This window comes from Mucilaginibacter sp. GW822-FHT03E02, from assembly GCF_058801545.1.
The window spans coordinates 4,409,417-4,420,869 of the sequence record NZ_JBXANJ010000001.1 but is presented as its reverse complement, the minus strand read 5'-3'; the positions used below and the strand labels follow the sequence as shown (position 1 = coordinate 4,420,869).

The window sequence follows — 11,453 nt, the reverse complement described above, 5'->3', positions numbered from 1 at the left end:
TTTACTCAATTTTGAAATAAATTCTGATTCATGCACAAAAAGGGTAACCATAAATATTGATCCTTCGTAATAGGATTAGCTTTATATTAATAACATTTTTAGTAAGGCCCTTATATTTATATTTTTTGAAAAAAAAGCACGTTTTATTTGCAAATTTAAAAAATATGGATAGTTTTGTATTCAACGATAGACAAAGTGTCTAATTTAATAAACAATTTGTTGGCCCTAACAACAACTTTAACGGATTAAATGAAGAAATTTGCCCTGGCTATTGCCCTAATGTTCATTGTTTTAGCTTCGCAAGCTCAAACAAAAACCACCCCAGCTGTTACCGAGGATAAAACCGACGAACAAGAGGGTTTAGCAAAAACATACCTATCTCAAATTATGGGTGTTGCTTTATCAGCCACCTCAAACATGAAACTTTTTCACTTTGTTTATGACTGGATAGGCACCCCTTACCATTTTGGCGGAGAGTCAAGAAAAGGTATCGATTGCTCGGCATTTACCAAAGAGTTATACAGCGAGGTTTTTAACCTGGATATTAAAAGAAGTTCGCGCGATATTTTCAGCATGGTTAACCCTGTTGGTAAAGACGATTTAAAAGAGGGCGACCTTGTTTTCTTTAAAATTCACAGCCGCCGTATTTCGCATGTAGGCATTTACCTGGGCGATGGAAAGTTTGCCCATGCATCATCAAGAGGCGTGGCCATCAGCAGTCTCGACGATAATTATTACAGCCGTTACTTTTATAAAGGTGGCCGTTTGTTAGCCTCATTTAAAGACCAGCTAACCAACAGCAACGTTGCAACAAATACCGACGACGATAATAGCAACTAAAGAAATTCAATAAAATACTTAATTTAGTCCCGTCATAAATATGAAGGGACTTTTTTTTTATACCAAACCTTGTTCACTGCCTGTTATAACCTGCCTGGTTATACTTTTGCAGGCTTGCCAAACACCGCCACCAAAACTTGTTGCTGTAAAGCCACAAAAGGCTGTAGCCCCCAAACCGGCATCTCCAAAACCCCAAGCCGTTTTACCCGATTCGCTTTGTATTGCAGCCGTGGGCGATATTATGCTGGGCACGTCGTACCCTAATAATGCCACACTGCCGCCGGATAGCGCCATAAACAGTTTTAATGCGGTAAAGCCCGAGCTGAAAGGCGCAAACGTGATATTTGGTAACCTTGAAGGATCGCTATTAGATTCTGGCGATCCTGCACATTACAAATTGCATCAAAAAAGTAAGGCCTTCCTGTTCAGGATGCCTACAAAATACGCCTCGGTTTTAAAAAATGCAGGTTTTAACCTGCTTAGCCTGGCCAATAACCATATCAGTGATTTTGATATTAAAGGCCGCAACAGCACCACACAAACGTTGGATAGCCTTGGTATTAATTATGCGGGGCTGCTGATAAAGCCATCAACAGTTTTTGAAGTAAACGGCATAAAATACGGCTTTTGTTCATTTGCGCCCAATGCCAACACGGTTCCTATCCTCGATTTAAAAGGGGCGGCCAGCATCATCCGCGAATTAAAACAACAGTGTGATGTGGTCATCGTATCTTTTCATGGTGGTGGCGAAGGTGTTAATTATGAGCATGTGCCCCGTAAAATGGAAAGCTTTATTAACGAAAAACGTGGCGACGTATACGCATTTGCCCATAATGCTATTAATGCAGGCGCCGACCTTATTTTTGGCAATGGCCCGCATGTTAACCGCGCTATGGAAATGTACAAAAACAGGCTAATTGCCTATAGCCTGGGCAATTTTTGCACATACCGCTGCGTTAGCGTTGCCGGCGTTTGCGGGCTTGCGCCAATGTTAAAAGTTTACGTTAATAAAAAGGGAGAATTTTTAAGCGGGCAGATCCTATCGTTCAGGCAGGCGCATGATAAAGGCCTGGAAAGGGATACCCTAAACCGTGCCGCTACCAGAATAAGGGAACTTACTGAAACCGATTTTCCTGAAGGCATACTCAATATATCTGACGAAGGCCAGATAACCGCCAATGTGTCGGAAAACTAAACTTATTATTTCTTTAAAATAAGGTTGCCGCCGGTATACTTAAACTTTTGAGGCCGATCTGCCAAATACCTTACCTGGTATCCGGCAAAAGCAATACCGTTGATATTTATTATCAGCCTGATGGTATCGGGCAGGTTGCTGGTACTTATCCTGAATGTTTTGCCTGTTAAGGCATACAGCTTTGAAAAATCGAGGCTATCCTTTTCGGATTTTAATAACCTTATTGTACCGGTGCTATCCGTACTCATGTTATCCTGAAAATAAGATAGTTTATAGCTTTTATCGCCCATCATTACCCCCTTGTTGGTAAATGTAAATGCCGGCTTGTTGTTAAATGGAAGTATAACGAAACCCTTTACCGGAGCGCCTGTTTTGTCGGCTATCATAATAACAACCCGCGAATCATGAATAGATTTGCTAAACGAAACCCGGTACGAGACATTATCGGCTTTTTGGGGATAGGGCGTTAACCGCACGCTATCGCCGGTTACCTCCCATTTCCCTACACTTGAAGATGATTGTCCTTCGCAGGCATGCACCCAGGTAAATGTAGAATCGCTGTTGAGATAGATATTTTGTCCGCAAAATCCCTCACTGAAACCGTACTTTTTAGTGGATACCGGTTTATTATTAGCTAAAGCCGGCCTAAAAACATTTATAATTTTCTGTGGCGCATCGTCATGGCAGGATGCAAAAAGCACGGCAGTAAGCAGGCAGCCAGTTATTCCCTTCATCGGTTTATCTTAAATAAACCGCGTCTTCTTCACCCTCTTCATCCATCACTACATCTACGTGTTCTTTTATAACGGTTGATAATGCCATGCCTGCAAAATCAGTAGTTATCGGGAAGCTTTTGTGATTACGATCTATCAAAACAGCCGTGCGTAATTTTTTTAACGGCACATCCAGAAAAACGCCAAAGCCATAAGCCAGGGTTTTGCCGCTATTTAATACATCGTCAACCAGTATCACTACTTTATTACTGCAGGCATTTACGTCAAAATCTATTTTGGCCTGCAGGCTGCTGCTTTGTTTATCCAGTTCGATAGATAATAGCTTGCTGCTAAATGGAGCGATGTTATCCAAAATGGCTTTCAGGCGCCCAGCTATGTGGTTGCCACGGGGCAGTATGCCGGCTATCAGTATCTCTTCCTCGTCAAAATTATCTTCCAGTATCTGGTAAGCCATACGGTCCAGCTTTTGCTGTATCTGCTGCCGGTTTAATATCAGGAGTTTCTTTTCGGGCATGGGAAGAAAGCTTTGTAAGTTTTAACGATGAACCGTTACAAATGTTGGTTTTATGCGTGGTAAATATACAAGTCCGTTTTAACGTTTCAAGTTTAAACGCCGCACAATCTATTTTTTATAGGGCACATAAACAAAGTTTGCGCCCTCGGGCACTACTACAAACACGCACATATATTCATTAGGATTTTTGTAACTGTTGATAAAGCGCTCTTTCAATTCCGGTTTAACCACACCGCGTTCGGTAAATTCTTCAAGGGTTGATGCGTGAATGCTCCAATCTGAATTCAAATCGTGCCTGTCCAGTATCAATTCGCCTAATTTTAGCTCGTGCTGATGGGCTATAAAAATTGGATATGATGATAACCCCTCCACCATAATTTCGATGGCGACCTCGTGTATCGAATCTTTAAAAAATTTAAGATCGCGCTCCAGACTCAGCAGCGGACTATTTTTGGCCGGCTGAGGCTGGTTTTCATTATCCGGGTTTAACAGATCTTCCGGTTGCATATATTCTGACTTGCTGTTTTTATTTCGTTAATTTCAATAGTGTTTCGTTGTTCTGCCATGAACCATGATCCATCAACTATGAACTTTTTAACACCAATAATACTACATTCTCCACGTGCTGTGTATGCGGAAACATATCTACGGGTTGTATTTTTACAGTATCGTATTTTTCTTTTAATACCAGCAAGTCGCGGGCCTGGGTAGCGGCATTACAGCTTACATAAACAATTTTAGACGCCTCAATTTCCATCAGGCGGGCAACCACATCGGAGTGCATACCTGCACGCGGCGGGTCGGTGATGATCACATCCGGCTTGCCGTGCTCAGCCACGAATTCGGCAACCAATACATCTTTCATATCACCCGCGTAAAATTTAGTGTTGGTGATATCATTAATTGCTGAATTTACTTTGGCATCCTCGATGGCAGTGGGCACATACTCTACCCCTACCACTTCTTTTACGCTGCCTGCTATAAAATTTGCAATGGTGCCGGCACCGGTGTACAGGTCATATACCCGCTCGTTACCTGTAAAGCCTGCAAATTCGCGGGTTATTTCGTAAAGTCGCAGGGCCTGGATGCTATTGGTTTGGTAAAATGATTTTGGGCCGATACGAAATTTAATCCCGTTCATTTCCTCATGAATGTATTCGGGGCCTTTAAAGGCTATTACATCCTGGTCGAAAATGGTATCGTTCTTCTTTTGGTTGATGATGTATAATAATGATGTTATTTCCGGGAAACCGGCATCAATAAAGTTCATCAGCTTATCCACCTCTTCCTGTTCTACGTAAGCGAATACCACGATAACCATTATCTCGCCGGTTGACGATGTACGTACAATCAGGTTTCGCAGTGCTCCCTCGTGGTTACGCAGGTTATAAAATGAATAGCCCTGCTCCATCACAAAGTCGCGGATACTGTTACGCAGGCTATTTGATGGTTCGGCCTGCAGGTAGCAGTGCTTAACATCTAATATTTTATCAAAACGGCCGGGGATATGAAAACCCAGGGCATTCATGTTTAAGGCTTCGTCTTCCTTGTTTTCGCCATCGTACAGCCAGCGTTTATCGCTAAAAGTATATTCCAGCTTGTTACGGTAATAGCGGTCGGCAGGCGACGGGATAATATCCATAATGCCATCCACATCAATTTTGGCTATCCTGCCAAGGGCATCGGCAACAGATTTTTGTTTGAATTTAAGCTGCGCCTCATAGGTCATGTGCTGCCATTTGCAGCCACCGCAGGTACCAAAGTGCTCACAGAATGGAGTGGTACGGTACTCCGAAGCTTGTTTCAGGCTAAAAATTTTGCCTTCGCCAAAATTCTTTTTGCTTTTGTAAACTTGTACATCTACAACATCGCCGGGGATGGCTTTATCAACAAAAAGCACAAAGTCGTCGGTTTTGCCCACGCCTTTACCTTCTTCGGCAATATCAATTATCCGAACGTCTTCAAAAAACTTCTGTTTTGCAACTTTATTCATCAGGCTGCAAAGGTAACAATCAGAATCAAGAAGTTAGAATCAAGAATTAAGATGAAAAAGCAGCAACATTAAAGAAATAAACCCATTAAATAACTTACAATATCTGTTAATGGATTAAACTCAATATCGAACTGCTCATCTACCTGTTTTGAAAAATCTGTTAGTTCACGGCTCATAACATTTAAATTTGCTATGCAAACATAATAAATATTATACCATATACCAAAACGGTATATGGTATATAAATATAAGGTTTAGGTTTTTATGAAAAAAAATATTTAGCTATGTGCCGCATCAACTGTTATTGCTTCTTGCTTATCCCAATTAATCTTCCGCGAAAAATACATCAGGACGCCTACAATAATGAACAGAGCTATACTCCCTACCATCAGCGCCAGGTCTTCCAGCTGGATGATCACGAAAATAAACGTGTAAAATACCGATAGGATAAAAGCAAATAACACCGCCGCCATCCTGTTTTTTAATATCGAGGCTATGAATGTTGCCACGAGGCCGATGGTCGCAACCGATGCCACAAGGTAAGCGAAGTTAAAACCAATTTGCTCAGAGAAGGATAGCAGTAGCAGGTAGTAAATGATCATGGCCGCGGCTATCAAAACATAATTGAAAATGTGAATGCTTTTCTTGCGGATAACCTCGGTTAAAAACAGGGAGATAAAAGTAAGCAGCACAATTAAAATGGCATACTTGCTGGTACGGGTTGTTTTTTGATACTGATCAACCGGTAAGCGAAGTTTAATCCCGAAAGTAGCATCGGCTTGCTTTTTCTCGTTGTTTAGCAGACCGTTATCATCAACCCATTGCTGCGGGAAGGGCCGGTTATAATACAACATTTTCCAGTGCGATTTAAACCCTCCGCTATCTACCGTACGTTCGTCGGGCAGGTAACGGCCATCAAAACTTGGGCTGGCCCAACTGCCGCTGGCTTGCACATCGGTAGTTTTGCCCAGGTGTAAAAAGCTAAGTTCCTGGCTTCCCTTCATATCAAGACTATAATCAAAGGTAAATTCGCCATCTTTTATTCCCGATAGATTTATGGCAGCCTGCAGGCCCTCTCCTGGTAACACGGCGTTGTTAAATACAGGCTCGGCAGTCAGGGTTTCGCCGCCCGCTTTAACAACCGGGTTGTTTTTTAAACCTTTTAAATCGGTAATACTAAAAACCAGGCGCGCCTTATCCAGCATAAGCTGATCGGCTGTTAAAGAAAGACCGGCCAGGCTGGCCTTGGAAAAGTTTCCGGATACTTTAACCAGCGAGTTATAAACCGCTACATCAAAAATACCTCTATGCAGTATCTGTGTATTAAGGCCTGCTTTGATGTTCAAATTATCGGGCAGGATATAAAGGTTTTCCGTAATATCCTGCGTCGTTACCTTGTTAGCTGTATCCATTTTTTGGATATGCTTTCTGTAAGGAATAACCAATACCGGCCCTGTTACCAACTGCTCGCCCGACCATTTGTCTGATACATCATTTATCATCTCGTCCTGTCGCTGCGCGCGCTCGCTTATCAGGTTATTAATCAGCGATGAAGGAATGAGCAATACAATAATCAGCACCCCAATAAAAAGTAATTTAACGGTAACCGACTCCTTGAGCCAGTCTAATATTCCGCGTGATTTTGGTTCTTGTTGTATCATTTTATTTAATTAAGGCACTTTGTATTTCAAAGTATAAGTGTAAAAAGATAGGCCTTTTCCACGACCCCTGTTTCTGCAAGCAAATTAAATAAAAGAACTTTGTATTTCAAAGCATATTATTAAAATACTTCAATTATTTTTAAGTCCGTATCTTTAAGCGATGACCACCCAGGAACAAATATATAATTGGCTAATAACCGGTCTGCAGCAATCACCGGTAAAATTCTCAGAAGTGTTTTATTACGATAAACGCGACAAGCAATTCTTTTCGATTTTAATGACAGACTACTTTCTTTTTGACGGGAATGGTGAGTTAACCAAGGATGCGTCGTCCACCTATTCAGCAGTTACCTTACTGCTGCTTGCAGACCGGATCCGCAGGGTTAACATTGATCCTCAAATAATAGCAATACCCAGGCTTGGCAACAGCGAGGATGATTATTTACAGCAGGCAGATAGCTTTTTAAATTTAAATTCGATTAACATTGATGACTCAACCATCTGGGAAGTTGAAGAAAGCGGCCGATAAAGTTAAATTTTAAATAGTTTAACCTAAACCGTAATAGCTGCCTTTACCAAATAAGGCAATATCTCTTTTTGAAAAGAAACAAAGTTTTTGCGCACGTCCGAGTCGCTTACCGAGGTAAACGCGAAGCTGAACACAATGCTTTTGCTGCACTTGATAAGGAAGCGCAAACGCTGATGATAAGTTTCGTGTTTGCGAATGCCGGGCAGCTGAATAAATGATGCCATCAGCATTTCTTCCAGTTCGTTGCTCAGATTTTTTAAAAAGTCCTGGGAATTGGTTGATTCACGGATAAAATCCCAGCCAATAAATTCATTGCAAACGGTGTATGATAAGCGGCAGGTTTTCATGATAAGATTGTTGAGGTGGGCCTCTTCGTCCATATCGGGTGTGTTGCTCTGCACCAGGTCATCAACACTGGCTTTAATATAGTCCATCAGCAAAATGTGCAATACCGCCTCCTTACTATCAAAATACTTATAAATAGTGGCTTTTGCGATTCTTGCTTTTTTGGCTATTTCGTTAACACTGGTTTTATGGTAACCGAATTTGCGGAATAAATCTTGCGCTGCCCGCTTTATACTGTCTTTAATTTTATCGGCTTCCATGTATCAATTGGATACAAATATCTGAAAATTATAGACACTCACACTATATGCTCTTAATGATTTGGTGGCAGGCGCTTTTACAGGCGTACCATCAGCCAAAGAAAACTTGGAGCCACTGCAGGGGTCGGTTACCGAAAAGCCCGAAGCATCCAAAGTAACCGCGCATTTTTTTTCGGGTTGATAGCTGCTACACCGGTCGTAAGCTACATACTGGCCAGATCCGGTACGGTAAATAATTAGCCCGGCAACACCATAGCCACTTATAAAAACTACACCGCCGCCACTGGTAAGCGGCGCCAGGCGCGGGTCGTTTATGGGTGCCGAAAAGTTTACCGGTACACTGGGTATATTGTCTGTTGCTTTGCCACATGAAAAACAGCACAAACTAATAAGCACTATCGCCAGTAGTTTCCTCATAGCATCTCTGTAGTGAACTGTTTCAGAAAGCGCGCATCATTTTCAGAAAATAAACGCAGGTCGCGGATAACATATTTGAGGTTGGCAATTCGTTCCATACCCATACCAAACGCAAAACCGGTAAATTTCTTACTATCGATACCGCAATTTTCCAAAACGTTAGGGTCAACCATACCGCAGCCCAAAATCTCGACCCAGCCACTGTATTTACACATATTGCAGCCCGAACCTTTACAAATGGTACAAGATATATCCATCTCGGCAGATGGTTCGGTAAACGGGAAGTATGATGGCCTGAACCTTACCTGGGTACCCTCGCCATAAAGTTCCTGTACAAAGTGATACAGCGTTTGTTTTAAATCGGCAAAGGATACGTTTTCGTCAACATATAACCCCTCTACCTGGTGAAAAAAGCAATGGGCACGGGCAGATATTGCTTCGTTGCGGTAAACACGGCCCGGCATTATGGCGCGGAAAGGCGGCTTGCCGTGCTCCATCATCCTTACCTGTACCGATGAAGTATGGGTGCGTAAAGCGATATCATCTTTGCCATTGTTCTTTTTAATAAAGAAGGTGTCCTGCATATCGCGGGCCGGGTGTTCTTCCGGGAAATTTAACGCCGAAAAGTTATGCCAGTCGTCTTCAATCTCCGGCCCCTCGGCAACTACGAATCCAAGGCGTTTAAAAATATCAATGATCTCGTTTCGCACTAACGACAATGGATGACGTGACCCAACTGTAAAACCATCGCCAGGCAAAGTTAAATCGATATCTGAGTTGTGGGTTGTGAGTTGTGAGTTATGAGTTTCTTTTAATTCGTTGTATTTAGCTTCCGCCAGCTGTTTAAACTCATTAAGCACTTTACCAAAAGTACGTTTCTCTTCGGGGCCTACGGTCTTAAATTCTTCAAACAAATCTTTGATAATTCCCTTGGTGCCTAAAAATTTTATGCGGAACGCCTCCAGTTCATCGGCCTTGGCAGAAGCAAAGGCTTTGATTTCGGCGGCGTATTGGTCTATTTTATTTTGCATTATAGTGTATTTAAAAATTGTTCGGCTGTTAAAACCGGGATCAGGGAGTTCTTATAGTCTTTTATATTACGGGTGATAATTAAATCACAGTTACTCTTCTTAGCAATAAAACATTGAATCGCGTCTTCAAAATCGACAATGTTACTTGCTAAAGCAAAATCTATAGCATCTTTTTCAAATGGCAATATATCGATTGATTCGGCTAATTTCTTTATGCTTTCTTTAGTTGTAGATATGCCTATCTGCTTTCTTAATATATAATTTATGTTTGCAATTACCAACGACGATGTTTTTAAGTCGAGTTTTCTTTTTTCACTCTCAATTAACAAAATTTGAGTGTAAAAGAAAAACGACTCCCTTTTTAAAAACATATCCAATAAAACATCACTATCTAAGAATAGGCGTTTATAGATCATATTTTTCTTTAAAATATTCGTACTTCATATCCTTGTAATCCATGTCCTCGGGATATTTCCCTTTTAAAATACCCGTTAAACTTTGAATCCATTCAGGGATTTCTGTGTTTTTGTATTTTTCTATTAAAGGGTCTTCTTTTTTTTCCTGTTCCTCTATTTTATCAAAATACTCCTGCACCAACTTAGAAACACTTGTATGCTTACGTTTCGCATATTCTTTCATGCGAGGCACAGAATCGGATTTAACACTTAGGGTTAATTTTGTACTTTCCATAACAAAGCCTTTATACGTACAAATATAAAAAATCTGCACGTATTATTTAATCACTCCCAACTCCTTGCCCACCTTGGTAAATGCAGCAATAGCCTTATCTAAATGGAACACATCATGCGCGGCCGAGATTTGCACTCGGATACGAGCCTTGCCTTGCGGAACTACCGGGTAATAAAAACCAATCACATAAATGCCCTCTTCCAGCATTTTGGCGGCAAACTCCTGTGCCAGTTTAGCTTCGTAAAGCATAACAGGCACTATGGGGTGTACACCGGGTTTAATGTCAAAACCGGCTTCGGTCATTTTTTGGCGGAAGTACTGGGTATTGTTTTCCAGCTTGTCGCGCAGTTGGGTAGTTTCGCTCAACATATCCAAAACTGCTATTGAAGCGCCGGTAATAGCAGGCGCCAATGTGTTTGAAAACAGGTACGGGCGCGAGCGCTGGCGCAACATATCAATAATCTCTTTACGCCCTGATGTAAAACCGCCGGATGCACCACCCAAAGCTTTACCCAAAGTACCTGTAATAATATCAATTTTACCCATTACATGGTGATACTCATGTGTACCGCGACCGGTTTTTCCCATGAAGCCGCTGCAATGGCTCTCGTCAATCATAACCAAAGCGTCGTATTGTTCGGCCAGGGCGCAAATTTTATCAAGCTGTGCTATTGTACCATCCATGCTGAATGCACCATCGGTTACAATAATACGATGGCGGCAGCTTTCGGTGGCTTTCAGCTTTTCTTCCAGATCGGCCATGTCATCATGTTTATAACGCTGGCGCTGGGCCTTGCAAAGGCGAACGCCATCGATAATCGAAGCATGGTTCAACTCGTCGGATATTATAGCATCCTGCTCATTAAACAATGGCTCAAAAACACCGCCGTTTGCGTCAAACGCCGCGGCATATAAGATGGTATCTTCCGTGCCTAAAAATTCGGCTATCTTTTTTTCAAGTTCTTTATGAATATCCTGCGTGCCGCAAATAAAACGCACAGACGATAAACCATAACCATGCGTATCCATTGCATCCTTAGCTGCCTGGATAACTTTAGCGTTACCGGATAAACCAAGATAATTGTTGGCACAAAAGTTTATTACTTCCTGCCCGCCCTTTACGGTAATATCCGCACCCTGCGGCGATGTAATAATCCGTTCTTTTTTATATAAGCCTGCATTTTCAATAGCTTCCAGTTCCTGTTGTAAAACCGGTTGTAATGTATTGTACATAGTAGTTGATG

General features: G+C 41.8%; 14 protein-coding genes. 3 read left to right on the top strand and 11 right to left on the bottom strand.

Annotated features, from left to right (window positions below):
- Positions 1–249 precede the first annotated feature (249 nt).
- Positions 250–840 carry a C40 family peptidase gene (locus tag AC1RM2_RS18420; RefSeq protein WP_492986638.1) on the top strand — a complete coding sequence of 197 codons (591 nt, stop codon included), beginning with the start codon at positions 250–252 and terminating at the stop codon, positions 838–840.
- Positions 841–880: 40 nt separating this feature from the next.
- A complete protein-coding gene (locus tag AC1RM2_RS18415) occupies positions 881–2,035 on the top strand; it encodes a CapA family protein (protein ID WP_492986637.1) in 1,155 nt (384 codons plus the stop codon).
- Between the two features lie 5 nt (positions 2,036–2,040).
- Here AC1RM2_RS18415 and AC1RM2_RS18410 read toward each other — a convergent pair whose 3' ends face one another.
- From AC1RM2_RS18410 to creD, 5 genes are all read right to left on the bottom strand, one after another.
- Positions 2,041–2,769 carry a hypothetical protein gene (locus AC1RM2_RS18410; RefSeq protein WP_492986636.1) on the bottom strand — a complete coding sequence of 243 codons (729 nt, stop codon included), beginning with the start codon at positions 2,767–2,769 and terminating at the stop codon, positions 2,041–2,043.
- Between the two features lie 4 nt (positions 2,770–2,773).
- Positions 2,774–3,283, bottom strand: coding sequence for a phosphoribosyltransferase family protein (locus AC1RM2_RS18405; protein WP_492986635.1), 510 nt, complete (start codon positions 3,281–3,283; stop codon positions 2,774–2,776).
- 108 nt (positions 3,284–3,391) lie between these two features.
- Complete coding sequence (locus tag AC1RM2_RS18400) at positions 3,392–3,790, bottom strand: hypothetical protein (protein WP_492986634.1); 399 nt, start codon at positions 3,788–3,790, stop codon at positions 3,392–3,394.
- Positions 3,791–3,866: 76 nt separating this feature from the next.
- Positions 3,867–5,276, bottom strand: a complete 1,410-nt coding sequence (rlmD, locus tag AC1RM2_RS18395; protein WP_492986633.1) for a 23S rRNA (uracil(1939)-C(5))-methyltransferase RlmD — start codon at positions 5,274–5,276, stop codon at positions 3,867–3,869.
- 278 nt (positions 5,277–5,554) lie between these two features.
- Positions 5,555–6,937 (bottom strand): cell envelope integrity protein CreD, encoded by a 1,383-nt coding sequence (creD, locus tag AC1RM2_RS18390; RefSeq protein ID WP_492986632.1) that lies wholly within the window; start codon positions 6,935–6,937, stop codon positions 5,555–5,557.
- A gap of 160 nt (positions 6,938–7,097) precedes the next feature.
- Here creD and AC1RM2_RS18385 point away from each other — a divergent pair, with 160 nt between their 5' ends.
- Entirely contained in the window at positions 7,098–7,466 is a 369-nt protein-coding gene (locus AC1RM2_RS18385) for a hypothetical protein (RefSeq protein ID WP_492986631.1), read from the top strand.
- A 23-nt stretch (positions 7,467–7,489) separates the two neighbouring features.
- Here the strand turns inward: AC1RM2_RS18385 and AC1RM2_RS18380 are convergent, their stop codons facing one another.
- The 6 genes from AC1RM2_RS18380 to kbl are packed head-to-tail and all read right to left on the bottom strand — an operon-like array spanning position 7,490 to position 11,442.
- Positions 7,490–8,071, bottom strand: a complete 582-nt coding sequence (locus AC1RM2_RS18380; RefSeq protein ID WP_090652075.1) for a TetR/AcrR family transcriptional regulator — start codon at positions 8,069–8,071, stop codon at positions 7,490–7,492.
- Positions 8,072–8,074: 3 nt separating this feature from the next.
- A complete protein-coding gene (locus tag AC1RM2_RS18375) occupies positions 8,075–8,488 on the bottom strand; it encodes a Rieske (2Fe-2S) protein (protein ID WP_492986630.1) in 414 nt (137 codons plus the stop codon).
- Positions 8,485–9,519 carry a phenylalanine--tRNA ligase subunit alpha gene (gene pheS, locus AC1RM2_RS18370; RefSeq protein WP_492986629.1) on the bottom strand — a complete coding sequence of 345 codons (1,035 nt, stop codon included), beginning with the start codon at positions 9,517–9,519 and terminating at the stop codon, positions 8,485–8,487. The genes AC1RM2_RS18375 and pheS overlap by 4 nt, the downstream gene beginning before the upstream one ends.
- Positions 9,519–9,935 (bottom strand): type II toxin-antitoxin system VapC family toxin, encoded by a 417-nt coding sequence (locus tag AC1RM2_RS18365; RefSeq protein WP_492986628.1) that lies wholly within the window; start codon positions 9,933–9,935, stop codon positions 9,519–9,521. The genes pheS and AC1RM2_RS18365 overlap by 1 nt, the downstream gene beginning before the upstream one ends.
- The gene (locus AC1RM2_RS18360) at positions 9,925–10,209 is read right to left on the bottom strand and encodes a DUF6364 family protein (protein ID WP_492986627.1); all 285 of its coding nucleotides are present in this window, start codon (positions 10,207–10,209) and stop codon (positions 9,925–9,927) included. Before AC1RM2_RS18360 ends, AC1RM2_RS18365 begins: the two co-directional genes overlap by 11 nt.
- Before the next feature lie 42 nt (positions 10,210–10,251).
- A complete protein-coding gene (kbl, locus tag AC1RM2_RS18355; RefSeq protein ID WP_492986626.1) occupies positions 10,252–11,442 on the bottom strand; it encodes a glycine C-acetyltransferase in 1,191 nt (396 codons plus the stop codon).
- Positions 11,443–11,453 lie beyond the last annotated feature (11 nt).